Genomic DNA, 23,700 nt, shown 5'->3' on the forward strand with positions numbered 1-23,700 from the left:
TGGACATGAAGACCGAAGACAAGCGGGTACCCGTCGAGCGGCCAGATCTGGCAGCTTGGCGCAAGCGCCACGCACTGCGCAGTTCGTCCGCGGCGACCGCGGTGCCGAGTGGCCGCACCTACCGACGCTCCACCAAGCACCGTGATCGGCGCTACGAATCCTGACGGCTACGCGGCTTCGCGGGTCAGCACCACCAGCGGCAGCGGCTTGTCCACCTTGGACTGGTAGTCGGCGAGCAGGGGGTTCTCGCTGAGCGCCCAGGCGGCGAACTCGTCGTACCGCTCGCCGGTGAGCACGTCGGCCCTGGCCGGGAACTTCTCCCCGCCGAGCTCGATCGTCACACTCGGGTTCGCCTTGGCGTTGTGGTACCAGGCCGGGTACCGGTCTTCGATGAACGACGACACGTACAGCACATCTCCCCGATACAGCGCGCCGAGCGGAACCACATGGGGCTTACCGCTTTTCGCGCCCGTGGTCGTGAGCAACAGCAGGGTGGCGCCCGCGTAGTCACCGCCCACCTGGCCGCCGTTCTCCCGGAACTCGGTGATGACGTCGTCGTTCCAGCCGGTCATCTCCTCGGCCGAGAATTCCTTGTTCCAGGGGGCATCCGGATCGTCGTAGGAGGTGACTTTTTTCGTATCCGCCGCGTTGTTGTCCATACGAGCAGTGTGACAGCGACCACCGACAAGTTCGGGCCGCCGACAACGTCCGCCGAGGTCAGGTGGGCGGGCGGAGGGCGGCGAATTCGTCGGTGACGCGTAGGCCCGAGTCGGTGAAGCGGTAGAGGGCGGCGGGGCGCCCGCCCGCGCGGCCGGAGGGTGCCGTCGCACCGGTGGGGGTGATGACCTTGCGGCGGGTGAGGACGCGTTGGAGGTTGGTGGTGTCCACGTCGTATCCGAGTGCGGCACAGTAGATTTCGCGCAGCGTCGACATGGTGAAGGTGTCGGGGGCAAGGGCGAAGGCGATATTGGTGTAGGAGAGTTTGGCGGCCAGGCGGGTACGGGCGTGGTCGACGACGGTGCGGTGGTCGAAGGACATGTCCGGCAGATTCGACACCGGGTGCCAGGTGGTGTCGGCGGGTAGTTCGGGTTCCGTGGTCAGCGGGACCAGGCCCAGGTACGCCGAGGCGATGCGTCGCGGGGCGGGCACGCGGTCGGGGGCGCTGAACACCGACAGCTGCTCGAGGTGGGCCAGTTCGCGCACGTCGACCTTCTCGGCGAGCTGACGCCTGGCCGAGGTGTCGAGGTCCTCGTCGTCGCGCAGCCTGCCGCCGGGTAGCGACCACGTTCCCTTCTGTGGATCGAGCGCGCGTTCCCACAGCAAGACCGCCAGCTCGGGGTGCTTACCGTTTCTACCTGCGGAAACGTCGGAGCCGAAGCGGCGAACCTGGAACACCGCGGTGAGCGATTCGTGGATGGTGTTACTATGGGGCACGTTTTCGATTCTAAGTCGAAAACCTGGTTTGGTGCGAATCGTGGCGCGGATGCCGCTCGCACGAGGAAGGGAGCCACCATGGCGACGACGACTACGCAGCCGACGCTGATGGGTTCGGTCTTCGACGGACCCGGCGGATACGCGGGTGTCGAAGCGACGCCGGAGTGGGCGAAGGAGGTGCGGCGGCTGGCGCGTGAGCGCAACGCCACCATCCTCGCGCACAACTACCAGCTGCCCGAGATCCAGGACGTGGCCGACCACGTCGGCGACTCGCTCGCCCTCTCGCGGATCGCGGCCGAGGCGCCGGAGGACACCATCGTGTTCTGCGGTGTGCACTTCATGGCCGAGACCGCCAAGATTCTCAGCCCGGCCAAGACCGTGCTCATCCCGGACCAGCGGGCCGGCTGCTCGCTGGCCGACTCCATCTCCGCCGAGGAACTGCGCGCCTGGAAGGCCGAGCACCCGGGGGCGATGGTGGTGTCGTACGTGAACACCACGGCCGAGGTGAAGGCGCTCACCGACATCTGCTGCACGTCGTCGAACGCCGTCGACGTGGTCGCCTCGATCGACCCGGACACCGAAGTGCTTTTCCTGCCCGACCAGTTCCTCGGCGCGCACGTCAAACGGGTCACCGGCCGCGAGAACATGCACATCTGGGCCGGTGAGTGCCACGTGCACGCGGGCATCAACGGTGACGAACTCACCGAGCAGGCCCGCACCCACCCCGACGCCGAACTGTTCGTGCACCCGGAGTGCGGCTGCGCCACCTCGGCGCTCTACCTCGCGGGTGAGGGCGCGTTCCCGGCCGAGCGGGTGCACATCCTCTCGACCGGCGGCATGATCGACGCGGCCAAGGCGTCCACGTCGAACCAGGTGCTGGTGGCGACCGAGGTCGGCATGCTGCACCAGCTGCGCAAGGCCGCGCCCGGCATCGACTTCCAGGCCGTGAACGACCGCGCCTCCTGCAAGTACATGAAGATGATCACCCCCGCCGCGCTGTTGCGCTGCCTGGTGGAGAACGCCGACGAGGTGCACGTCGACCCGGCCATGGCCGAGGCCGGTCGCGCGTCGGTGCAGCGGATGATCGCGATCGGCAATCCCGGCGGTGGGGAGTGATCTCCCCCGCGCGATCGAGCGGATAGACGATCATGAACGTCTCGTGGGAGGCCGAGGCCGACCTGGTGGTGATCGGCGGTGGCGTCGCCGGGCTCACCGCGGCCCGCACCGCCTCGCTGCGTGGCCTGCGGGTGCTCACCCTCAGCAAGGGCGGCCCCACCGACACCTCCACCCAGTACGCGCAGGGCGGCATCGCCGTTGTCGCACCGCAAGGTGATTCGGTCGACTCGCATGTGCACGACACGGTCGAGGCCGGTGCCGGACTGTGCGAGATCGACGCGGTGCGCTCGATCGTCGAGGGCGGTCAGGCGGCGATCGCGGCGCTGACCGACCTGGGCGCGGTCTTCGACCTCGGCCGTGACGGGCAGATCTCGCGTACCCGCGAGGGTGGGCACAGCACGCGGCGCATCATTCACGCCGGCGGTGACGCCACCGGCGCGGAGGTGCAGCGGGCGCTCAATGCCGCCGGACTGCCGGTGCTCTTCGGTGCCGCCGCGCTGCGGGTGGTGACCGGTCCGGAGGGCGTGTGCGGTGTTGTCGCGGTGTCGGACAACGGTTTCGGCGTGGTGCACACACCCTCGGTGCTGCTGGCCACCGGTGGGCTCGGGCAACTCTACGCCGCGAGCACCAATCCGCCCGGCGCCACCGGTGACGGGGTGGCGCTGGCGCTGTGGGCGGGAGCGGCGGTGGCCGATCTCGAATTCGTGCAGTTCCATCCGACGGTGCTCTTCACCCCCGGTGGGGTCGGGCGGCGGCCGCTGATCAGTGAGGCCGTGCGCGGCGAGGGTGCGAAACTCGTCGACTCCCACGGTGATTCGGTGACCGCCGGGGTCCATCCTCGTGGTGATCTCGCACCACGCGACGTGGTTTCGCGGGCCATCGCGGCGCGGATGCGGGCGCTCGGTACCGATCACGTGTTCCTCGACGCGCGTCATCTCCCCGGTTTCGCGCAGCGGTTCCCGACGATCACCGCATCCTGCTTGGCCGCGGGTATCGACCCGGCCCAACAGCTGATTCCGGTCGCGCCCGCCGCGCATTACCAGTGCGGTGGAGTATCGACCGATACGTACGGGCGCACCGAAGTGCCCGGGCTGTACGCGGCGGGCGAGGTCGCCAGGACCGGACTGCACGGGGCGAACCGGTTGGCGTCCAACAGCCTGCTCGAGGGGCTCGTCGTCGGTGAACGTGCGGGCGCGGCCGCCGTGGAACGCCTTGGCGTGCGGGCCCGGGTTACGGAGATCGGTTCGTGGACAGCCGAATTCGCTGAGCGGGCGGTTGTGCAGCAGGCGATGACCGAACATGCCTCGGTGGTCCGTGACGGGGACGGTCTGGCGCACGCGCTCGAGCGCATCGAGGCGGCGATCGGAACTGTGACGGTGCCGGATCCCTGTTCCGGTGAGGCGCGGCCGCCCGCTTCCGACGTGGTGTCGGTACCCGGTGCGGCCGGGCTGACCGACTCTCGCGGGGTGATGCAGTCCGAGCCCGGTGTGGCTTTCGGGGACGCCGGCGAATCCGCGTCCGTGTGGGCGCGACATCTGCGGTATGTCGAGGACGCGGCGTTGACCGTCACCGCTCGGGCGCTGTTGCGTGCGGCGGCGGTGCGCGCCGAGAGCCGAGGGTGTCACACCCGCACGGACCACCCGGATGCTGTCGACGGCCGGCGGCACAGCACGATCGTCCGCCTCGATCCGCAGGGTGGATTCGATGTGTCGGCTATGCCGGCAGCTACCGCGGTGGTTTGCGCGCGATGAGCGTCGTCGGCCGTTCCGATGACAACCGCAGTGCGGGGAGGTCGTCGACGGTCTCGCGCAGGCCGATCCGCCGATGGCCCCTCGCCGGCGGCCGCTCACCTGGGCGGCGCGGCGAAAACCTGTAGTACCCGACGAATTGTGGTGAGGCGATGACCTCCCGCTCGACCCGGCGCGAGGTGCGCCCCGAGAACAGGAGTGCAGCAATGACTCTCGATGCCGCGCTGGACCAGGACGAACTGCTGGCCTTGATCCGTACCGCCCTCGACGAGGACCTGCGATACGGACCCGATGTCACCACGGTGGCGACCGTGCCCGCCGACGCCGTGAGCAAGGCGTCGGTGGTTTCGCGACAGCACGGCACCGTAGCGGGCATCGATGTCGGTCTGCTGGTGCTGGACGAAGTGCTCGGCGCGGGCAGCTACGAGATCACCGGCCGGGTCGCCGACGGGACCCGGGTGGAACCGGGTACCAGCGTGCTGAGCGTCGTCGCGCCGACGCGCGGTCTGCTCACCGCCGAGCGGACCATGCTCAACCTGGTCTGTCACCTGTCCGGCATCGCCACCGCCACCGCGGCCTGGGTGGACGCGGTCGAGGGCACGCGGTGCCAGATCCGCGACAGCCGCAAAACCCTGCCCGGCCTGCGCGCACTGCAGAAGTACGCCGTCCGTGTCGGTGGGGGAGTCAACCACCGCATGGGCCTCGGCGATGCCGCGCTCATCAAGGACAACCACGTCGTGGCGGCGGGCTCGGTCGTCGAGGCCCTGCGCGCCGTCCGGGAACTGGCACCCGACATCGCCTGCGAGGTCGAGGTCGACAGCCTCGAACAACTCGACGCCGTCCTGGCCGAGAACGTCGAACTCGTCCTGCTCGACAACTTCCCCCTCTGGCAGACCCAGGCCGCCGTCCAGCGCCGCGACGCGACTGCCCCCGACACGAAACTCGAGTCCTCGGGCGGACTCTCCCTCGACCAGGCCGCCGACTACGCGAGCACCGGCGTCGACTACCTCGCCATCGGCGCCCTCACCCACTCGGTCCGCGTCCTCGACCTGGGCTTGGATATGTGAGTTGCCACCAGCGCCGAGGCGCTCGGCGGAGCTCTGCCAGTGCTAAGAGCCGAGTGCTTGCTCGAGCTCGCCGCGACGTAGGCGCAGCTCGCGGCGCGCTCGGTTCAGCGGTGAACCGGTGAAGGGAATCCGGTCAAGATCCACCGCGGCAGCCGCGCGGAGCGCGAGTCGTTGCGCCGAAGCCGAGGCTTTGGCCGGCAAACCGATCTCCGTGGCGAAATCTGCCCAGTGCCGGGCGCGTAAGCCCTTGGTCCGACCGGCGATCGGCAGTGCCATGGATTCGTCGTCGTAGATCAAGGTGCAGGGAATGTCGTAGATGGGCGCGATATCCCAGCGGCCCTCGCTGTCCTGAAGGACGCCGACATTCTTCGCGTGCAGGTCGCCGTTGCCTGTCAACCAGGCGAACAGGAACTGTAGGTAGAGGTTTCGTGCCGCGAGGAGTGGGGTGCGCACTACACCGGTGACGGCTGCGACAACCTGGACCGCGTCGACATTGTATTTGGCGGACGGCGGCATACCCAGCAGCTGGGTGGCGTCTTCGAACGCGAGGCGGCGCCAGGTATCTCCCTCGCGAAGGCGGTCGAAGCGGCGGACGAGCAAGCCTGATTGCCCCGCTTTGTCGTGCACAAGATCCCAATCGGCGACTGCGAGTTTCAATGCGCGAGCCGCGGACAGGTGCGTGGCCTCGTTCTCGATCAGGTAGGGATACTCCGGCTGTGGGAGTTTCAGGATGAACCGACCGAAGCCGGCTGCGATCGGTGCGCTGATCATGGACGCGCTGGCCTTGTTCTGGACACCGGGGATGGCCTGCCGGTCGACATGATCGATCAGACGGCCGAATTCGAGCTCTCCGGGCGACATGCAGTCGACGAGCGCTGGAACGTCTATCGGGTCTGTGCCGTGGGGAAACACCTGAACGTCACCGGGTGCGTCCGCCCCCACAGCCAGGAGCAGGCTGAGCTCGTCGTCGGCGCTCGTCTTCACCGCGCGGCGAAGCACGGTCAAGCGGTGGCCCTCGGGCAGGAGTCCTGCGAAGAACGGCGGAACGGACCCCGATCCGCTGACAACCGGTGCGGTGTGAAGAGGCAAGGTAGAGGCGAGCGGATCACCGGAGTAGCCGGGTTCGTAGCGGAACTCGGTGCCTCCGTCGGCCGTCCTGCTGATCCTGGCGGCGAGACGGCCCGCTTTGTAGACGTCCGCGCTGCGGGCTCTGCGCAATGCTTCGAAATCGGTCACGGCACCACCGTCAATGTCAGGCCCACAGCGTCGGCCACCGCGGCGACCGTTCCGATACTGGTCGAACCGCGGCCGTGTTCGATATCGCGAACCGTGCGGGTGGAAGTTGCCGCAATCTCGGCGAGTTCCTCCTGGGTCAGTCGATGACGTCGCCGCTCCGCCCGGATCTTCCCGCCGATGTCTTCGAGTGTGCCCACCATCGCCTCCGATCGGCAGAATGTTGCCGAAATGATCGTCTTCGCTCCGAAGCATACGCTCGGCACCAGGTAATCGGCAATATTCTGCCGAATTCGCAGATTTCGGCCGTATTCGTCGACATGATGCAGCAAATCGGCAGGATATTGCCGGATAGACCGGCTGTCAGGCCGTGAGTTCGCGTTGGAGTGGGGTGCGGAAGCGGGGAATGGCGCGGGTGGTGCCGAACCAAGTGGTGGTGCGGTCGATTTCGGTGTCGATGAGTTTTCGGGTTTCGGGGGAGACGTCTTCCAGGAGGCGGGTGACTATTTCGCCGTCGGGGCGTTGGGCCCAGCCGCCGACGATGCGGCCGTCGGCCCAGATGGAGGGGCCGATGTTGCCGTTGGTGTCGAAGAGGGCGGGGGCGTGGGGGCCGAGGAACCAGTCGCGGGACTGCCAGCCCATGGGGGTGGGGTCGAGGGCGGGGAGCAGGGCTGCCCAGGGCTCGGGGGTGGGGACGGGGGCGAGGTCGTCGGACAGGATGATGCCGGGGGTGCCGTCGAGATCGACTTCGGTGGTGTCCAAGGGGGACAGGGCCTTTCGGACCTCGGTGAGGGTCCAGCCGGTCCACCACTTCAGGTCGCTGAGAGGGGCGGGACCGAAGGTGTAGAGCCACCGGCGAACCAGTTCGGTGCGGGCATCGTCTGCGGGCATCGGTGTAAAGCCCTGGGGGAGCCAGGTTTCCACCGGCGACCAGGTGTACTGGCTGCTCGTCCAGCCGCCATTGGGACGGCCGCGGACGATGCGGCCCTCGGCGCCGAGGATCACCAGGACCCAGGTGGTGATGCTCGTCGGCTTGGAGTACGACTTGCCGGGCGCGGTATCGATCTTGGTCTGCAGCCGGGGGACGTCCTTGCCCAGCTGGGCGCCGGTGGCCGCTCCGCGCGCCAGCAGCGCCGCGTGGGTCTCGGCCTCCACCTCGCGCAACCAGGTGTCGACGTCATCGATCCCGGCCTGCTCGAGATAGCGGCCGTAGGCGCGGCGCTGCTTGTGGGCGAGCGCGTCGCAGGTGGAGGCTTGCAGGACCGGGAGCAGCTCGGTGGGGGCGACGAACATGGTGCGGCGCATGGCGAGCAGACGTAGCAGGGTGCGGTCGGCGTAGAGCGCCTTCTCCACATCCGCCGGGGTGAGGTCGATACCGCGCGCGCCGACCGACAGGAACACCGTCGCGGGGTCGGTGGCGTGCAGGACGACCATCGACCGGGCGATGTCGACCGGGTCGGTGGACCGGGCGGAGGGGGCGAGGCGATGCCGGATCGCCAGGCGGGCCCGCCGCTGCGCGCTATCGATCGAGACCATGGGCCGCATCCTAAGCGGGGGCACCGACAGAAACGCCCGCCCACATAGTGTCCATTTTGTGCAGACCGCCCGGTCACCGTTTTCGCTCCGACGCCCGAATCCCGTTGCTATCGTCCGCACATGAGCGTTGCGCCACCCGTTGTCACCGCGGCTGAGCTGGGCGTGGACGACGAGGAACGGCCCGCACGGACCCTGTCGGGATTCCCGGCCAGGCTGGTCGGGATCGTCGCGCTCACGGTGGCGCTGCTGTCGATCTGGCAGGTCTTCCGGCCGCTGGCCCAGGGCAGCCAGTACTACCTGGTGGTGTTCCTCGGGATCGCCTTGCCGCTGGTGTATCTGAGCTACCGGTCCTGGTGGGGCAGGCTCGACCGGGCCGACGCGCCCTCGGTGCTCGACTGGGTGCTCGCGGCGATCGCCCTGGTGGTGTGCCTGTATCCGATCCTGCCGGTGACCTTCGGTGACGCGGGCGGCGGCTACAACGCCTTCCTCGACCGCCAGGGCATGCTCGCCCCGCTCGATGTGGCGATGGGTGGGTTGCTGCTTGTCCTCGTGCTCGAGGCATGCAGGCGCACGACCGGTGTCATCCTGCCGATCGTGTGCCTGGTGTTCCTCGCCTACGGCTACTACGGCGGGCTGCTGCCGCAGAATTGGGCCATCGCGCACGCCGGGCTCGACATCGATCAGATCGTCGACGCGCTGTACAACTCGGGCAGCGGGTTCTACGGCACTCCGCTCGACGTGGCGGCCAGCTACATCGTGCTGTTCACCCTGTACGGCGCGGTACTCGAATTCTCCGGCGCCGCAAGGTTCTTCGTCGACCTGTCGGTGTCGCTGTTCCGGCGCTCGCACAGTGCGGCCGGGCGAACGGCGGTGGCGTCGGGATTCCTGCTCGGCACCGTGTCCGGGTCGGGCACGGCGACGGCGGTGAGTACCGGCGCGGTCACCTGGCCGATTCTGAAGCGGGCGGGTTACCGGCCGGAACAGGCGGGCGGCATGCTCGCGGCGGCGGGTGTTGGCGCGATCCTGTCACCGCCGACGCTCGGGGTGGCGGCGTTCATCGTCGCCGAATACCTCGACGTGTCGTACGTGACCGTGCTGGGCTGGGCGCTCATCCCGACCCTGCTGTACTACCTCGGCATCCTGCTGTCGGTGGAGATCGATGCCCGTCGCATCCATGCGGAAGGGCGCGCCCCGGCCGATCTCGCCGACGGCCCGCTGCCGACCCCGTGGTGGAAACTGCTGGGACGCTTCGGGTATCACTTCTCGTCGCTGATCGTCATCGTGGTGCTGTTGCTCGCCGGCGTGAGCGCGACCCGTGCCGTCGTCTACGCCACGGCACTCGCCTTGATCCTGGCCGTGCCGGACCGGATGCTGCGAGCTCGCGAGGCGAACGGACCCGCGTCATCGACCGGCGAAACGTCGACCGATGGCCCGTCGACTGACGGCAAGTCGGCATCGGGCACGTTGGCAGGCGACGCGTCAACGGGCGACGCGTCAAAAGGCGACGCGTCGTCGGGCGCAATGGCGGCACAGCCGTCGACCCCCACAGGTCTCTGGACGCGAAAAACACTGCAGAGGTTCGTGTTCGAAGCCCTGCGCGCGCTCTCACTCGGGATGCGCTCGGCGCTGCCGGTCGTCGCCGTGTGTGCGGCAGCGGGTGTGATCACCGCGATGACCACCAAGACCGGTCTCGGCGCCCAGCTGGCCTCGCTGCTGGTACGGGCAGGCTCGGTGCTGTCCGACGACCCCGCCGTCGTGCTCGCCACCACCGCGCTGCTCGCCGCGATCGCGTTGTCGCTGCTCGGTCTCGCGGTTCCGGTGACGGCGTCGTTCGTGATCGGCTGGGTGATCATCGGGCCCGCCCTGCTCGACCTGCACGTCGCCGCGCCCGCCGCCGCCATGTTCGTCTTCTACTTCTCGGTGCTCTCGGAGGTGACCCCGCCGACCGCGCTGGCCGCCGTCGGCGCCGCCGCCGTCACCGGCGCGAAGGCCATGCCGACCATGTGGTCGGCGCTGCGCTACGCGCTGCCCGCGTTCCTCGTGCCGCTGATGTTCGTGCTCACCGATTCCGGGCAGCACCTGCTCGGCCGTGGCGCGCTGCTCGACGTGCTGTGGGTGACCGCGGCCGCGTGCGTCGGCGTCGCGGCGCTGGCGGCCGCGACCGGAGGCTGGATCCTCGGCCTCGGCGCGGTGGGAGCGGTGCCGCGCGTGCTCGCGGGCGCCGCCGGCCTCACGCTGCTGTACCCGCATCCGACGGCGACGGCGATCGGGCTCGGTGTGCTCGCCGTCGCCGCGGCGGCGGGGGTCGTCGAACGCGTGCGTCATCGAAAAGCCACGGGCACACCGTGATCGGTCAGCAGGCGGCGCCGCCGTCGAGGAGAGAGGTCGTCATGATCAGAACACTTGGCATCGTTGTCGCGGCGAGCACCGCCGCCGCCCTGCTCACCGGCTGCGGCGGCAGGCAGGACTCGCCGACGGCGGACACCGGTGGCGAGGTGAGCTGTGAAGTGAAGCAGGACACCAGGATCGGCATCGCCACCGGCAATGCGACCGGCGTGTACTTCGCGCTCGGCAACGCCTACGCCGAACAGATCTCGGCCGCCACCGACGGCAAGGTCAAGGCGACCGCCGCCGAGACCGGTGCCTCGGTGCAGAACATCCAGCAGGTGGTCGGCGGCACCTACCAGGTCGGCTTCTCGCTGGCCGACTCCGCCGCCGACGCCGTGCAGGGCAAGGGCAGTTTCACCAGCGTCCAGCCGGTCCGCGCGCTGGCCCGGCTCTACGACAACTACACCCAGGTGATCGTGCGCGCCGACGCGGGCATCAACTCCCTGGCCGACCTGCGCGGCAAACGGGTCTCCACCGGCTCGCCCAAATCGGGCACCGAGGTGATCGCCCAGCGCGTCCTGCAGGCGTCGGGTCTCAACCCCGACACCGACATCTCCGCCCAGCGCCTCGACCTCACCAAGACCGTCGACGGTCTCAAGGACGGCTCGATCGACGCCATGTTCTGGTCGGGCGGCCTGCCGACGCCCGGCATCACCGACCTGTTCACCACCGCGAAGGACAAGGTCAGGTTCCTCGACATCACGGGGGCGCTGCCGAAGCTGAAGGAGATCAACCCCGTCTACGAGGCGGGCTCGATCCCGGCCGCCACCTACGGCCTGAGTGCCGACGTGCCGACCGTGGTCGTGCCCAACCTGCTCGTGGTCCGCGACGACCTCGACGCGAACCTCGCCTGCGTCCTCACCAAGACCCTGCTCGACCGCAAACCCCAACTCGAGCAGGCGAATCCGGCCGCCAAGGGGATCAATGCCGACACCGCGAGCAAGACCGCGCCCGTAGAGCTGCACCGCGGCTCGGAGGTAGCCCTGCGCTGACGTCGCCCGCCGCCACCCGCGCCCGACACGCGGGTGCCACGGTCCCCGCCACCCCCGGCTACCAGGGGTGACGGGGACCGTGTGCTGTGCGGGAACAACCCGTGGCGTGGCTCGGTTGTGCGAAACAGACGCCGACCGAAACGAGGATGCGATGACCGAGGCCGTGGCACGCGACGAACGCTGGCTGGGCGAGGAGCTCGATCTGGACGCCTATCTGGCACGGATCGGCTACGACGGGCCGCGCACGGCCTCGGTCGACACCCTGCGCGCCCTCGTACGCGCCCACACCACGACCATCCCCTTCGAGAACCTCGAGATCATCCTCGGCCGCGGCATCCCGCTCGACCTGAAATCCCTGCAGGACAAACTGGTCCGGCACGCTCGCGGCGGATACTGCTACGAGAACGCCGGTCTCTTCGCCGCCGCGCTGGAACGCCTCGGCTTCGAGGTGCGTGGCCTGAGCGGCCGGGTGACGTTCGGCTCGCTGGCCACCGGGGCGATCCGGCCCGCCACCCACGCCCTGCTTCGCGTCACCGCCCCGGACGACGACCGGGTCTGGATCTGCGATGTCGGGTTCGGTGCCGGTCCACTCGCACCGTTCGAATTGGCCGACAGCGCGGGCGAATTCACGATGGGCGCCTGGCGCTTCCGGCTCGAGCACCGCGACAACCTGTGGGTGCTCTACCAGTTCGGCCGTGACGGCTGGATCGACCGCTACACCTTCACCGAGAACCCGCAGTACCGCATCGACTTCGCGGTAGGCAACCACTTCGTGTCGACCTCGCCACACTCACCGTTCACCACCCGGCCGTTCCTGCAGCGCTTCCGGCCCGACGTCCACCACGTGCTCGACGACCTCACCCTGGTGACCGAATACCCCGACGGCACCAGCGAAAGCCGCGAAATCGATGCCACCGACCTGCCGAAAGTGCTGACCGAGGTGTTCGACATCGAACTCGAGCCCGCCGACGCGGACGTGCTCGTCACCACACCCTGGCGCACCGCCTGAGCTGATTTCGGTCCCACCGACACGGCTCGGCGGTTTGCTTCCATCGTGTCGCTACGGCAAATTGATGGTTACTTGCCGGGAAACAAACCCCGATCGCTGCGGTGGGGTCCGATTCAGTGGGGTCGTTTGTGCCGAAGGTTCATTTCGCGTGGCCGGGTCAGCCGGAGCAGGGGGTCCGTTCGAGCGGGGCCGCTGCCCGGCCCGGCTGGCGGTCGGACCTGGACGGGCTGCGCGGCGTGGCGATCGCGCTGGTCGTGGCGTTCCACGTGTGGGCGGGCCGGGTCTCCGGTGGCGTCGACGTTTTCCTCGTTCTCTCGGGCTTCTTCTTCACCGGCGCGATCGTGCGCGGGGTGGAACGCAGCGGCCGGGTGGCCGCCACCGAGACCGCGCGCCGGACCCTGCGCAGGCTCACCCCCGCGCTGGTCGTCGTGCTCGCGGCGGTCGCGGTGGCGACGATCACCCTGCGGCCCTACACCCTGCTCGGCGAAACCGCCGCGCAGACTCTCGCCTCGATGTTCTATGTCCAGAACTGGTATCTGGCCGTCGCCGAACTCGACTACACCGCGCCCGACCCGACCGTGAGTCCGCTGCAACACCTGTGGTCGATGTCGGTGCAGGGACAGTTCTACCTGGTGATCTTCGCGCTGCTGGCCGGGTGGGCGTGGTTGCGCCGCCGGGGCAGGGCCGACCGGGCGACGCTCATCGCGGCGCTGACCGGAATCGGGCTGCTCTCGTTCTGGTACGCCACGATCGGCACCGGCCACCATCAGGCCTGGACCTATTACGACAGTCTCGCGCGTGGGTGGGAACTGCTCGCGGGCGCTGTACTCGCGGTCGCCGCGCCCTGGCTGCGCCTGCCGACCCGGCTGCGCGGCCTGGCGGCTGCGGTCGGGCTCCTCATGGTGTTCGCGTGCGGTCCGCTCTTCGACGGCGCCACCCAGTTTCCCGGCGTCGCCGCCCTGTGGCCGGTGACCGCCGCCTGCCTGGTGATCGCCGCCGGCTTCGGATCGGGCACGACACCGGGCGCCGCGACCCGGCTGCTGTCGGGACGGGTGTGCACCGAACTGGGCGCGATGGCGTACCCGCTGTACCTGTGGCACTGGCCGATTCTCATCTTCTACCTGGGCGAGACCGGGCGGACCGACGCCGGTGTCGTCGACGGGCTGGTGGTGATCGGTGTTTCCCTGATCCCCGCCTATGCCACCGCGCGCTGGATCGAGGCACCCCTGCGGATGGGGCCGCGCGGTCAGGAGACACCGCCGCACCGGGCCACCGGGACGCTCGTCGGGGCGCTCACCGTCGCCGTGCTCGCCTCGGCCCTCGGCTGGCAGATGGTGCTGCTCGCCAACCCGGCCGTGCCACCGGAAAACCTCGACAGCCTGCGCTACCCGGGAGCAACCGCGCTGCTCTCCGGCGCCGAATTCCCCAAGGCGCCCATGCGGCCCACCGTGTTCGAAGGTCACGTCGACACTCCGTCGCCGACCACCGACGGGTGCATCACGCCCAACCGCGAGGTCCGCACCTGCGTCTACGGTGACCCCGACGCCACCCGCTCGATCGCGCTCGTCGGCGGTTCGCATTCCGAACACTGGTTGCCCGCACTCGAGGTGCTCGGCGCCGAACACGGCTTCCGGGTGGTGTCCTACCTCAAGGAGGGGTGCCCGCTGGTGCTGGTCGACGAGCCGTCCTACGCCGAATGGCCCTTCCCCGAATGTCACGAATGGTCGGTGGAAGTGCTCGACCGGCTGGCCGCCGAGCAACCGGACTGGGTGGTCACGCTGTCGACCCGCTACCGCCAGGACGCACCGGGCGACGAGGTGCCCGGCGAATATCTCGAGGTGTGGTCGGCGCTGCAGGATCGCGGGCTCAATGTGCTCGCCCTGCGCGACACGCCGCGGCTGCGACGCGACGGTGTGTTCTACCGGGCCCCGGACTGTCTGGCCCATCGCGGCGACCCCGACAGTTGCGGGATGGACCGCGCCGAGGCGCTCGACGCGGTCGACCCGGCCGCCGAACCGGCCGCCGGCTATCCGAACATCTACCTGCTCGATCTCTCCGATGCCGTGTGCCGCCCGCAACGCTGCCGGGTCGTGGAGGGCAATGTGCTGATCTATCGCGACGAACACCACCTCACCGCCAGTTACGCCCGATCACTGGCCCCCGAACTGGGCCGCCAGATCGCCGCCGTCACCGGCTGGTGGTGAGAGCGAGATCACCACGCGCGCCGCGGATCCGGCTACCCTCGGACCGGTGCGCATACCCCGCAAGGCATCGGTCCTGCTCGTCGCGCTCGCTGTCGTGCCCGTCGCGTGCTCGTCCGGACCGGACCAGCCACAGACCGTCGCCGAGTCCTTCGCGAAGGCCCTGAGCAGCGGTGACGCGGCGGCTGCCGCGGCCCTCACCGACGCGCCCGACCAGGCCCGTCAGACGCTCACCACCCTGTTCGAGAACCTCGGCAAGAACGACACCGTGCGGGTGAGCGCCACCGACGAGGCGAGCTTCACCCTCGAATCCACCTGGAAGCTCGGCACGGGCGGTCAGGACGAATGGACCTACACCAGCACCGGAACGGCCGACGAGAACGACTGGACGATCGACTGGAACCCCGCCACCGTGGCGCCCGGCCTCGACCTCGGCCCGCTCAGCTACAGCCCCGTACCGCCGAAACCCGCCCGCGTACTCGACGCGAGCGGTGGTGAGCTGATGACCGAGCAGGTGGTGACGCTGGTGACCGTCGCCCCGGACGCCGACCTGCCCGCCGTGGCCGCCGCGCTCGCGCCGCACGGCGTCACCGAGGCCACCCTGAGAACGGATCTCGATGCGGCCCAAGGCAAACCGATCACCGCGGTCGCCCTGCGCGAGGCCGACATCGCACCGGTTCGTGACACGCTGACCGGGCTGCGCGGTGTGACCCTCGCACCGCAGCCGAGGCTGCTGACCGTCGACAAGACCCTCGCGGCACCGACCCTGGCCGGACTGACCGAACTGTGGCAGCACCAGGCCGACGACGCGGCGGGCTGGGCGATACGTGCCAACACCCCCTCGGGGACCCAGCGCATCGCCGGTCCCGACGCCACCGCGACCACCGACATCGCCACCACCCTCGACATCGACCTGCAGAACGCCGCCGAAGGTGCGCTGGCACCCGTGCCGACGCCCGCCGCCATCGTGGCGCTGCGGCCCTCGACGGGCGAGGTGCTCGCCGTCGCGCAGAACGCACCCGCCGACGCGCAGGGCCCCATCGCGCTCACCGGGCTCTACCCGCCGGGATCGACATTCAAGACCGTCACCGTGTCGGCCGCGTTGCAGGCGGGCGGTGTCACCGCCGACACCGTCCTGCCGTGCCCCGGCCGCGCCACCATCGAGGGCCGAACCATCCCCAACGACGACGGTTTCGACCTCGGGGACGTGCCGCTGCACACCGCCTTCGCCCGGTCCTGCAATACGACGATGGCGCAGCTCGGTGTGCGCCTGCCCGCCGACGGGCTCACCCAGGCGGCCGCGCAGCTCGGACTCGGCGTGGACTATGTGACACCCGGCTTGACGACAGTCACCGGGAAAGTTCCCGCCGCGCAGAATCCGGCGCAGCAGGTGGAGGCGAGCATCGGACAGGGCACGGTCACCGCGTCGCCGTTCGGGATGGCGCTCGTCGCCGCCTCGCTCGCCCACGGAACCGCGCCCGCGCCGTCGGTCGTCGTCGGCCGTCCCGGCACCGCCGATCGCCGCACCGAACCGGTGCCCGCCGCGGTGACCTCGCAGGTGGAAGCCATGATGGCCGAGACCGTGAGCGCTGGGACCGCCACCGCCCTGCGCGACATTCCCGGCCTGCTCGGCAAGACCGGCACCGCCGAGTACATCGACGACGAACACGCACACGGGTGGTTCGTCGGAATCCGTGGCGACCTCGCCTTCGCGGTGTTCGTCGCCGACGCGGGCAGCTCCGGACCGGCGGTCGAGTCGGCGGGCAGGATGCTTCGTGTGACACGATGAGCCATCTCACTCTCCGCAGGCGTGCAATCCCCCCGCTGCCGCACGCGGTCACCACCAGTCGAGCTACACTCGTCGGCGGGCCATATCCATGGTCAATACGCGGGATGTCACAATTTCGAGAAGGTTCGGAGTAGGCGCCATCGATACCGGTCAGAAGATCGCGGAGCATTACCGCCTGGTCGAGCGTATTGGTAGCGGCGGCACAGGCGTTGTATGGCGCGCTGTCGACGAACGCCTCCAACGCTCGGTTGCGGTGAAGCAGATCCACATCAAGCCGAGCCTGCCCGAGGCCGAGCGAGATGTGCTGCGCCAGCGTGCGATTCGCGAAGCTCGCAACGCGGCACGCTTCCAGCATCCCAATGCCATCGTCGTTTTCGACATCACCGAGCACAACGGTGATCCGTGCCTGGTGATGGAATACCTGAAGTCGGTGAGCCTCGCCGCGGAACTGGGTCAGAAGGGCCCGCTGCCGCTGCTCGAGGTGGCCCGCATCGGTGAGCAGGTGGCGTCCTCGCTGATCGCCGCCCACCAGGCCGGGCTCGTGCACCGCGACGTGAAGCCGGGCAACATCCTGCTCGGCGAGCACGGTGAGGTGAAGATCACCGACTTCGGCATCTCGCGGGCCGCGGGCGATGTGACCCTCACCGAGACCGGCCTCATCTGCGGCACCGCCGCGTACTTGGCGCCCGAAGTGGCGCGCGGCGCCGACCCGACACCGGCCGCCGACGTGTTCGCCCTCGGCGCCACCCTGTTCCACGCGCTGGAAGGCGAACCGCCCTACGGCGCCAACGCCAACCCGCTCGCCGTGCTCTACGCGGCCGCCAACGGCCAGGTGCGCGAACCGCACAATGCCGGTCCGGCCACCGATTTCCTGCTCGACCTGCTCAACCCGGAACCGCTCGATCGTCCGACGATGACCGAGGCCCGCGACGCGCTGGCCGCCTTCGCCGACGACGCCGACGCGGTGCCCGCGGGATTCGTCCCCGCCAGCGAGGCGTACGGCCGCCGCAATTCGGCCGCCACCACGCAGGTGATCCGGCAGTCCGGCGGCAGGCGGGCCTCGCACGCGGGTGCGTCCAGCGCGGCGACCCGTCAGATCCGTTCGCAGCCGCGCCCGCAGCCGCGTTACGACACCGCCGCGCATCCGCCCACCCAGGCCCAGCCCGCCCCCGCGCCCCGCAAGCAGCCGGGCAAGGGTCGTGCGGTGCTGATCGGCTCGGGTGTGGGTGCGGTGATCGCCGCGATCGCCGTCGCGATCAGCGCCATGAGTGGGTCGGACTCCGATTCGCCTCAGGTGCAGGCGAATTCGACGACGACGGCCCAGGCCGCTGTCGCGCCGACGACGACCTCGGCGATCCCCGCGCTGGGTCAGGCGCCCAATACCGGCACCGTGAACATCGGCTCGGCCGGTCTGCTGGTGGAGAACTTCTTCAGCGATCCCGCCGGGTCGTGGTCGATGCTCACCCCCGCCGCGCAACAGGTGTACGGCAGCGAGGCCGAGTTCCGGCAGTACTGGAACTCGCGCGTCATCACCAGCTTCACCAGCATCACCGCCGTCAGCGGCAACAACGCCGACGGCTCGACCGATATGCGCCTGGCCAGCATCACCATCGACGGCCAGACCAAGTCCATGGTCATGCGCGTGGTGAACTACAACGGCAACCTGCGCATCGACGGCGACACCCGCTAGCTCAGCCGCCGAAAACCGCTGGTCCGCCCGATACACACGGGCGGATCGGCGCGCGAGGAGGATGTGGCGGAAAACCGGTGGTTGCCGCCCATTAGGCTGGTACCTGACCTGATGCCACGCACAGAACAGGACCGCACTCCGATATGACTCCCCGCATCGAGCTCGCCCGCGTCGATCTGCGCGGTCGTACTCCCTCCGCCGCCGAGCTGCGCACCGCGCTGCCGCGCGGAGGGGTCGACGTCGACTCGGTGCTGCATCATGTGCGGCCGGTCGTCGAAGACATCCGCGACCGGGGCGCCGAAGCCGCGCTGGACTACAGCGAGAAGTTCGACGGTGTCCGCCCCAGCGCGGTCCGGGTGCCGGTCGCCGAGCTGGGCAAAGCCCTCGACGCCCTCGACCCCGCCGTGCGCGCCGCGCTCGAGGTCGCCATCGAGCGGACCAGGAAGGTGCACGCCGATCAGCGCCGCACCGACTCGGTCACCGAGGTGGTCCCCGGCGGCACCGTCACCGAGAAGTGGGTGCCGGTGGAACGGGTCGGCCTGTACGTGCCCGGTGGCAACGCCGTGTACCCGTCCTCGGTCGTGATGAACGTCGTCCCGGCGCAGGCCGCGGGTGTGGAATCGCTGGTGGTGTCCTCGCCGCCGCAGGCGCAGTTCGGTGGGCTGCCGCACCCGACGATCCTGGCGGCTGCCGCGTTGCTCGGTGTCGACGAGGTGTGGGCCGTCGGTGGCGCGCAGGCCGTGGCGTTGCTGTCCTACGGCGGCACCGATACCGACGGTGCTGCGCTGGAGCCGGTCGACCTCATCACCGGTCCGGGCAATATCTATGTCACCGCCGCCAAGCGGCTGTGCCGTGGCCTGGTCGGTATCGATGCCGAGGCGGGGCCCACCGAGATCGCCGTGCTGGCCGACGCCACCGCCGACCCGGTGCACGTGGCCGCCGACCTGATCAGCCAGGCCGAGCACGATGTGCTCGCCGCCAGCGTGCTCGTCACCGATTCCGTCGCCCTCGCCGACGCGGTCGACGCCGCCGTCAATGCCCAGCTGGCCGTGGTGAAGCACCACGACCGGGTGCGGGAAGCGTTGAGCGGCAAGCAGTCCGGGATCGTGCTCGTCGACGACATCGCCCAGGGGCTTCGGGTGGTCGACGCCTACGCCGCCGAACACCTCGAGATCCAGACCGCCGACGCGTCGGCCGTAGCCGCGCGGGTGCGCAGCGCGGGCGCGATCTTCGTCGGTCCGTGGGCGCCGGTGAGTCTCGGTGACTACTGCGCCGGGTCCAATCACGTGCTGCCGACCGCGGGTTGCGCGCGGCACTCCTCGGGGTTGAGTGTGCAGACCTTCCTGCGTGGCATCCACATCGTGGAGTACACCGAGGCGGCGCTCAAGGATGTCGCCGGACACGTGGTGGCCCTGGCGAATGCTGAGGACCTGCCCGCGCACGGCCAGGCTGTGCAGGCGCGATTCGAGGCGCTGTCGTGACCGACTCGCGTGTGGTTCCTGCATCGAGCACCTGCGGGGTGACGGTATGAGCACCCCGACTGTGCCCGGCGCCTCGGCGACTCTCGATCAGCTGCCGCTGCGCGACAACCTGCGCGGCAAATCTCCGTACGGCGCACCGCAATTGACGGTGCCGGTGCAGCTCAACACCAACGAGAACCCGCACCCGCCGAGTCGTGCGCTCATCGACGATGTCGCCGAGTCGGTGCGGGCCGCCGCCGCCGATCTGCACCGCTACCCGGATCGGGACGCGGTCGCGCTGCGCCACGATCTGGCCGAGTACCTGACCCGCCAGACCGGTGTCGCCGTCGACACCAGCAATGTGTGGACGGCCAACGGGTCCAACGAGATCCTGCAGCAGCTGTTGCAGGCCTTCGGTGGACCGGGCCGCAGCGCACTGGGTTTCGTGCCGTCGTACTCGATGCACCCGATCATCTCCGAGGGCATCGACACCGAATGGCTCGAGGCCGCGCGCGGCAGCGACTTCTCCCTCGACATCGACTACGCCGTCGCGCAGATCGCCGAACGCCGTCCCGACGTGGTGTTCGTGACCAGCCCGAACAACCCGACCGGGCACAGTGTCCCGATCGACGACCTCGAGCGTGTGCTCGACGCCGCACCGGGCATCGTGGTGGTCGACGAGGCGTACGGGGAGTTCTCGGCCGCGCCGAGCGCGATCACCCTGATCGACCGGTACCCGACCAAGCTCGTCGTCACCCGCACGATGAGCAAGGCGTTCGCCTTCGCCGGTGGTCGCCTCGGTTACCTGGCGGCCTCGCCCGCCGTGATCGACGCGATCCTGCTCGTCCGGTTGCCGTATCACCTGTCGGTGGTCACCCAGGCCGCCGCCCGCGCCGCCCTGCGCCACGCCGACGAAACCCTCGCCAGTGTGGCCGAATTGGCCTCCCAGCGCGATCGGGTCGCCGCGGCGCTCGCCTCGTTCGGGTTCCAGGTGATCCCCAGCGACGCCAATTTCGTGCTGTTCGGCCGGTTCACCGACGCGGCCCGCGCCTGGCAGCACTACCTCGACGCCGGGGTACTCATCCGCGATGTCGGCATTCCCGGCTACCTGCGCGCCACCATCGGGCTCGCCGCCGAGAACGACGAGTTCCTGCGCGTGAGCCGCGATATCGCCGCCACCGACCTCACTCACTAAAAGCGTGGAGAAACAGACCATGAGCAGAACAGCGCGGGTGGAACGGGTCACCAAGGAATCCTCGATCCTGGTGGAGCTGAACCTCGACGGCAGCGGCAAGACCGAGATCTCCACCGGTGTGCCGTTCTACGACCACATGCTCACCGCCCTCGGTGCCCACGCGGGGTTCGACCTGGTGGTGCGCGCCGAAGGCGATATCGAGATCGAGGCACACCACACCGTCGAGGACACCGCCATCGTGTTCGGGCAGGCCCTGGGGCAGGCGCTGGGTGACAAGAAGGGCATCCGCCGGTTCGGCGACGCCTTCATTCCCATGGACGAGACCCTCGCCCACGCCGCCGTCGACGTGTCGGGCCGGCCGTACTGCGTGTTCACCGGCGAGCCGGAACACCTGGTGCACACCATCATTCCGAGCGCGGGCCCCGGGGCGTCGTACTCGACGGTGCTCAACAAGCACGTGTTCGAGTCGATCGCGCAGAACGCGCGGATCGCCCTGCACGTCCGGGTGCTCTACGGGCGCGACCAGCACCACATCACCGAGGCCGAATTCAAGGCTGTCGCACGGGCTCTGCGTGCGGCCGTCGAGATCGACCCCCGCGTGAGCGGTGTGCCGTCCACGAAAGGTGTGCTGTGAAATCCGTTGTGCTGCTGGACTACGGTTCCGGCAACCTGCACTCCGCCGAACGCGCGCTGGTGCGGGCGGGTGCCCAGGTGGAGGTCACCGCCGACCCGACCGCGGCGTTGGCGGCCGACGGGCTCGTCGTCCCCGGTGTCGGCGCGTTCGCGGCCTGCATGGCCGGGCTGCGCGCGGTGCGTGGTGAGCGCATCATCGGGCAGCGTCTGGCCGGTGGACGCCCGGTGCTCGGCATCTGCGTCGGCATGCAGATCATGTTCGACCGGGGTGTCGAGTTCGGCGTGGAGACCGAGGGCTGTGGTGAATGGCCGGGCACGGTCGCGGGGCTCGAGGCCCCCGTCCTCCCGCACATGGGCTGGAACACGGTGAAAGCCCCCGCCGACAGCACCTTGTTCGCCGGCATGGACGCCGACACCCGCTTCTACTTCGTCCACTCCTACGCGGCCCAGCAGTGGGAGCTGCCCGAAGCCGACCACATCCCGCCGCCGAAACTCACCTGGGCCGAGCACGGTGTGCCGTTCCTCGCCGCTGTCGAGAACGGCCCGCTCTCGGCCACCCAGTTCCACCCGGAGAAGTCCGGCGACGCGGGTGCCCAGTTGCTGCGCAACTGGATCGGGTCGCTGTAGGTCAGCCGAGCCTGGGGTCGTCGGCGGTGGATTCGATCGTCTCACCCGGGGTGTAGTACAGCTCCACGACGTTGTCGATGTCGAGGTGGCGATGCCAGTGGCCCTTCGGCACGACGACGAATTGTCCTGCGGTGAGCCGGTTTCGGTGGCTGCTGTCGTCGGTGAGGATCTCCACGGTGACGCTGCCGTGCAGGACCATCAGGAATTCGTCGGTGTCGGGGTGCAGTTCCCAGTCGGAGCCGGGGAGTTCGGCGCCGTGATACATGCAGAACGCTCCGGTGTTGAACGGGGCCAGTTCGCGGAAGTCGAACTGGGCGAGGGTTTTCGCGGTGGTGATGGGGTCGTGTTTGCGCATGGTTCGGCCCTTCTGAGACGGGTTCGGTCGGTGATCGTCAGGGGATCGGGTGGGGTGCCGGGTCGGTTTCGGCACCGTGCCCGGTGGTGACGAAGGCGTGGACCGGGGTGGCGCAGGCGGCCGGGTCGTCGAACCAGGGGTTGTGGCCGCCGGGGACTTCTTCGAGGTGCGCTGTGGGGATGTGTTCGATGCTGGAGAGAGCGTCGGTGGGGGAGAGGATGACGTCGTCGCGGCCCCAGACGAAGAGCAAGGGGATGTCGAGTCGGCTCTATTCTGTTGGGGTGAGGCTATTTTCGGGGCGTGGTGCACGGCCGTCGAGTAGCCGCCTCAGCAGCGAGCGATAGGCGGCGGCTTGACCCGGTCGGCGGAGGGGGAGCCGGTGCAGGTCGACGAGGTCGTCGGACATCGCGGCTACCGCCTGCTCGCCGAGGGCCTCGGTGAGGGCGGCTTCGGCGAGGAACCGCGGTGAGGGCAGACCCATGAGCGCCTGTTCCAGGCGGCCACGGAACGAGGTGGTGAGAGAGACCATCGCGGGAACGGGCCGTGCGCCGGGCAGGGCAGTAGCCGGTGCGCCGATGAGTACGGCGCGCGAGATTCGGTCGGGCGCGTCCAATGCTGTCCAGAGTGTGCACAGGCCGCCCAGGGAGTTGGCGATGACGGTCGCTTTCGGCAGGCCGAGTGCGTCGAGAGTTCCGGTAAGCGTCGCGACGGCGAATTCGCGCAGTGAAGGGCCGGTCCACTGCGGTGCGGGGGCCAGTCCGTGACCAGGGAATTCGACCAGAATGTGGCGGTAACCGGGGAGTTCGGCCAGTAGCGGTGCGAAGCCTAGCGCTGGTGCGGTGATGCCGTTGAGGTAGATCAACGGACTTCCCGAGCCGACGCTGAGCACTCTGACACGCGGATCACGTTGCGGCACTCGATGTTCGGTGATGGTCAGACCGTGTGCGCTGGCAACTCGCTGTTCGATCGCGCGAATCCGATTGTCGAGAGAGGACGTCATGGATCAACTGTCGCGCGGGGAGCTCGGGTAGGTCTTGAACGAATGTCCGCGCTGGGGGCGGGGGTGCAATGCTCGTCAGTGCGTCAGTGCGTCAGTGCGTCAGTGCGTCAGTGCGTCAGTGCGTCAGTGCGTCAGTGCGTCAGTGCGTCAGTGCGTTGGTGCGTTGGTGCGTTGGTGCGTTGGTGCGTTGGTGCGTTGGTGCGTTGGTGCGTTGGTGCGTTGGTGCG

22 protein-coding genes are annotated in these 23,700 nt (G+C 69.2%); 14 read left to right on the forward strand and 8 right to left on the reverse strand.

Features of this window, described 5'->3' with window-relative positions:
* The first annotated feature begins 5 nt into the window (after positions 1 to 5).
* Positions 6 to 164 carry a hypothetical protein gene (locus ACSVDM_RS28965; RefSeq protein WP_439268919.1) on the forward strand — a complete coding sequence of 53 codons (159 nt, stop codon included), beginning with the start codon at positions 6 to 8 and terminating at the stop codon, positions 162 to 164.
* Positions 165 to 167: 3 nt separating this feature from the next.
* Here ACSVDM_RS28965 and ACSVDM_RS28970 read toward each other — a convergent pair whose 3' ends face one another.
* The gene (locus tag ACSVDM_RS28970) at positions 168 to 659 is read right to left on the reverse strand and encodes a nitroreductase/quinone reductase family protein (protein WP_067644803.1); all 492 of its coding nucleotides are present in this window, start codon (positions 657 to 659) and stop codon (positions 168 to 170) included.
* A gap of 58 nt (positions 660 to 717) precedes the next feature.
* The gene (locus tag ACSVDM_RS28975) at positions 718 to 1,434 is read right to left on the reverse strand and encodes an NUDIX hydrolase (protein WP_067498728.1); all 717 of its coding nucleotides are present in this window, start codon (positions 1,432 to 1,434) and stop codon (positions 718 to 720) included.
* 78 nt (positions 1,435 to 1,512) lie between these two features.
* On the opposite strand from ACSVDM_RS28975, the gene nadA reads away from it, so the two are divergent.
* From nadA to nadC, 3 genes are all read left to right on the forward strand, one after another.
* Positions 1,513 to 2,550 (forward strand): quinolinate synthase NadA, encoded by a 1,038-nt coding sequence (nadA, locus tag ACSVDM_RS28980; protein WP_067498729.1) that lies wholly within the window; start codon positions 1,513 to 1,515, stop codon positions 2,548 to 2,550.
* Between the two features lie 32 nt (positions 2,551 to 2,582).
* Positions 2,583 to 4,301: an L-aspartate oxidase gene (locus ACSVDM_RS28985; RefSeq protein WP_439268920.1), complete on the forward strand. Its 1,719-nt coding sequence runs from the start codon at positions 2,583 to 2,585 to the stop codon at positions 4,299 to 4,301.
* A 203-nt stretch (positions 4,302 to 4,504) separates the two neighbouring features.
* Positions 4,505 to 5,365, forward strand: a complete 861-nt coding sequence (gene nadC, locus ACSVDM_RS28990) for a carboxylating nicotinate-nucleotide diphosphorylase (RefSeq protein WP_439268921.1) — start codon at positions 4,505 to 4,507, stop codon at positions 5,363 to 5,365.
* 42 nt (positions 5,366 to 5,407) lie between these two features.
* Here the strand turns inward: nadC and ACSVDM_RS28995 are convergent, their stop codons facing one another.
* The 3 genes from ACSVDM_RS28995 to ACSVDM_RS29005 are packed head-to-tail and all read right to left on the reverse strand — an operon-like array spanning position 5,408 to position 8,134.
* Positions 5,408 to 6,601: a type II toxin-antitoxin system HipA family toxin gene (locus tag ACSVDM_RS28995; protein ID WP_439268922.1), complete on the reverse strand. Its 1,194-nt coding sequence runs from the start codon at positions 6,599 to 6,601 to the stop codon at positions 5,408 to 5,410.
* A complete protein-coding gene (locus ACSVDM_RS29000; RefSeq protein ID WP_439268923.1) occupies positions 6,598 to 6,930 on the reverse strand; it encodes a helix-turn-helix domain-containing protein in 333 nt (110 codons plus the stop codon). The genes ACSVDM_RS28995 and ACSVDM_RS29000 overlap by 4 nt, the downstream gene beginning before the upstream one ends.
* A 31-nt stretch (positions 6,931 to 6,961) precedes the next feature.
* A complete protein-coding gene (locus ACSVDM_RS29005; protein ID WP_439268924.1) occupies positions 6,962 to 8,134 on the reverse strand; it encodes a winged helix DNA-binding domain-containing protein in 1,173 nt (390 codons plus the stop codon).
* Positions 8,135 to 8,254: 120 nt separating this feature from the next.
* Between ACSVDM_RS29005 and ACSVDM_RS29010 the strand changes: the two genes are divergently transcribed.
* The 10 genes from ACSVDM_RS29010 to hisH all read left to right on the forward strand — a co-directional run bounded on the left by ACSVDM_RS29010 (position 8,255) and on the right by hisH (position 22,118).
* A complete protein-coding gene (locus ACSVDM_RS29010; RefSeq protein WP_439268925.1) occupies positions 8,255 to 10,483 on the forward strand; it encodes a TRAP transporter permease in 2,229 nt (742 codons plus the stop codon).
* Positions 10,484 to 10,524: 41 nt separating this feature from the next.
* Entirely contained in the window at positions 10,525 to 11,514 is a 990-nt protein-coding gene (locus tag ACSVDM_RS29015; RefSeq protein WP_439268926.1) for a TAXI family TRAP transporter solute-binding subunit, read from the forward strand.
* A 151-nt stretch (positions 11,515 to 11,665) separates the two neighbouring features.
* Entirely contained in the window at positions 11,666 to 12,523 is an 858-nt protein-coding gene (locus ACSVDM_RS29020; RefSeq protein WP_439268928.1) for an arylamine N-acetyltransferase family protein, read from the forward strand.
* 128 nt (positions 12,524 to 12,651) lie between these two features.
* Positions 12,652 to 14,727, forward strand: a complete 2,076-nt coding sequence (locus ACSVDM_RS29025; RefSeq protein WP_439268930.1) for an acyltransferase family protein — start codon at positions 12,652 to 12,654, stop codon at positions 14,725 to 14,727.
* Positions 14,728 to 14,773: 46 nt separating this feature from the next.
* Positions 14,774 to 16,513 (forward strand): penicillin-binding transpeptidase domain-containing protein, encoded by a 1,740-nt coding sequence (locus ACSVDM_RS29030; protein ID WP_439268931.1) that lies wholly within the window; start codon positions 14,774 to 14,776, stop codon positions 16,511 to 16,513.
* 88 nt (positions 16,514 to 16,601) lie between these two features.
* On the forward strand, positions 16,602 to 18,203 hold the full coding sequence (locus ACSVDM_RS29035; protein WP_084457573.1) for a serine/threonine-protein kinase: 1,602 nt from the start codon (positions 16,602 to 16,604) through the stop codon (positions 18,201 to 18,203).
* Between the two features lie 143 nt (positions 18,204 to 18,346).
* Positions 18,347 to 19,684, forward strand: a complete 1,338-nt coding sequence (gene hisD / locus ACSVDM_RS29040) for a histidinol dehydrogenase (protein WP_067644779.1) — start codon at positions 18,347 to 18,349, stop codon at positions 19,682 to 19,684.
* Between the two features lie 46 nt (positions 19,685 to 19,730).
* Positions 19,731 to 20,858: a histidinol-phosphate transaminase gene (locus tag ACSVDM_RS29045; RefSeq protein WP_439268932.1), complete on the forward strand. Its 1,128-nt coding sequence runs from the start codon at positions 19,731 to 19,733 to the stop codon at positions 20,856 to 20,858.
* A 19-nt stretch (positions 20,859 to 20,877) separates the two neighbouring features.
* On the forward strand, positions 20,878 to 21,492 hold the full coding sequence (gene hisB, locus ACSVDM_RS29050; RefSeq protein ID WP_157105161.1) for an imidazoleglycerol-phosphate dehydratase HisB: 615 nt from the start codon (positions 20,878 to 20,880) through the stop codon (positions 21,490 to 21,492).
* Positions 21,489 to 22,118 (forward strand): imidazole glycerol phosphate synthase subunit HisH, encoded by a 630-nt coding sequence (gene hisH / locus ACSVDM_RS29055; protein ID WP_067644773.1) that lies wholly within the window; start codon positions 21,489 to 21,491, stop codon positions 22,116 to 22,118. Before hisB ends, hisH begins: the two co-directional genes overlap by 4 nt.
* Position 22,119: 1 nt before the next feature.
* Here the strand turns inward: hisH and ACSVDM_RS29060 are convergent, their stop codons facing one another.
* From ACSVDM_RS29060 to ACSVDM_RS29070, 3 genes are read right to left on the reverse strand one after another with little or no spacing between them, the layout of a single operon-like run.
* Positions 22,120 to 22,473, reverse strand: coding sequence for a cupin domain-containing protein (locus ACSVDM_RS29060; RefSeq protein WP_181697632.1), 354 nt, complete (start codon positions 22,471 to 22,473; stop codon positions 22,120 to 22,122).
* Between the two features lie 37 nt (positions 22,474 to 22,510).
* Positions 22,511 to 22,723 (reverse strand): alpha/beta fold hydrolase, encoded by a 213-nt coding sequence (locus tag ACSVDM_RS29065; RefSeq protein ID WP_439268933.1) that lies wholly within the window; start codon positions 22,721 to 22,723, stop codon positions 22,511 to 22,513.
* Positions 22,724 to 22,741: 18 nt separating this feature from the next.
* A complete protein-coding gene (locus tag ACSVDM_RS29070; protein ID WP_439268934.1) occupies positions 22,742 to 23,473 on the reverse strand; it encodes an alpha/beta fold hydrolase in 732 nt (243 codons plus the stop codon).
* Positions 23,474 to 23,700 lie beyond the last annotated feature (227 nt).

This window comes from Nocardia sp. JW2 (genome assembly GCF_051843015.1).
Classification (GTDB): domain Bacteria; phylum Actinomycetota; class Actinomycetes; order Mycobacteriales; family Mycobacteriaceae; genus Nocardia; species Nocardia coubleae.

Excerpts from the sequence above, each read along its gene's own strand:
- ACSVDM_RS29045 (WP_439268932.1), top strand. The coding sequence starts at position 19,731 with ATGAGCACCCCGACTGTGCCCGGCGCCTCGGCGACTCTCGATCAGCTG.
- ACSVDM_RS29010 (WP_439268925.1), top strand. The coding sequence starts at position 8,255 with ATGAGCGTTGCGCCACCCGTTGTCACCGCGGCTGAGCTGGGCGTGGAC.
- hisB (WP_157105161.1), top strand. The coding sequence starts at position 20,878 with ATGAGCAGAACAGCGCGGGTGGAACGGGTCACCAAGGAATCCTCGATC.
- ACSVDM_RS28970 (WP_067644803.1), bottom strand. The coding sequence starts at position 659 with ATGGACAACAACGCGGCGGATACGAAAAAAGTCACCTCCTACGACGAT.
- ACSVDM_RS29020 (WP_439268928.1), top strand. The coding sequence starts at position 11,666 with ATGACCGAGGCCGTGGCACGCGACGAACGCTGGCTGGGCGAGGAGCTC.
- ACSVDM_RS29015 (WP_439268926.1), top strand. The coding sequence starts at position 10,525 with ATGATCAGAACACTTGGCATCGTTGTCGCGGCGAGCACCGCCGCCGCC.
- nadA (WP_067498729.1), top strand. The coding sequence starts at position 1,513 with ATGGCGACGACGACTACGCAGCCGACGCTGATGGGTTCGGTCTTCGAC.
- ACSVDM_RS29070 (WP_439268934.1), bottom strand. The coding sequence starts at position 23,473 with ATGACGTCCTCTCTCGACAATCGGATTCGCGCGATCGAACAGCGAGTT.
- ACSVDM_RS28985 (WP_439268920.1), top strand. The coding sequence starts at position 2,583 with ATGAACGTCTCGTGGGAGGCCGAGGCCGACCTGGTGGTGATCGGCGGT.
- ACSVDM_RS28965 (WP_439268919.1), top strand. The coding sequence starts at position 6 with ATGAAGACCGAAGACAAGCGGGTACCCGTCGAGCGGCCAGATCTGGCA.
- ACSVDM_RS29005 (WP_439268924.1), bottom strand. The coding sequence starts at position 8,134 with ATGGTCTCGATCGATAGCGCGCAGCGGCGGGCCCGCCTGGCGATCCGG.
- ACSVDM_RS29060 (WP_181697632.1), bottom strand. The coding sequence starts at position 22,473 with ATGCGCAAACACGACCCCATCACCACCGCGAAAACCCTCGCCCAGTTC.
- ACSVDM_RS29035 (WP_084457573.1), top strand. The coding sequence starts at position 16,602 with ATGGTCAATACGCGGGATGTCACAATTTCGAGAAGGTTCGGAGTAGGC.
- nadC (WP_439268921.1), top strand. The coding sequence starts at position 4,505 with ATGACTCTCGATGCCGCGCTGGACCAGGACGAACTGCTGGCCTTGATC.
- hisD (WP_067644779.1), top strand. The coding sequence starts at position 18,347 with ATGACTCCCCGCATCGAGCTCGCCCGCGTCGATCTGCGCGGTCGTACT.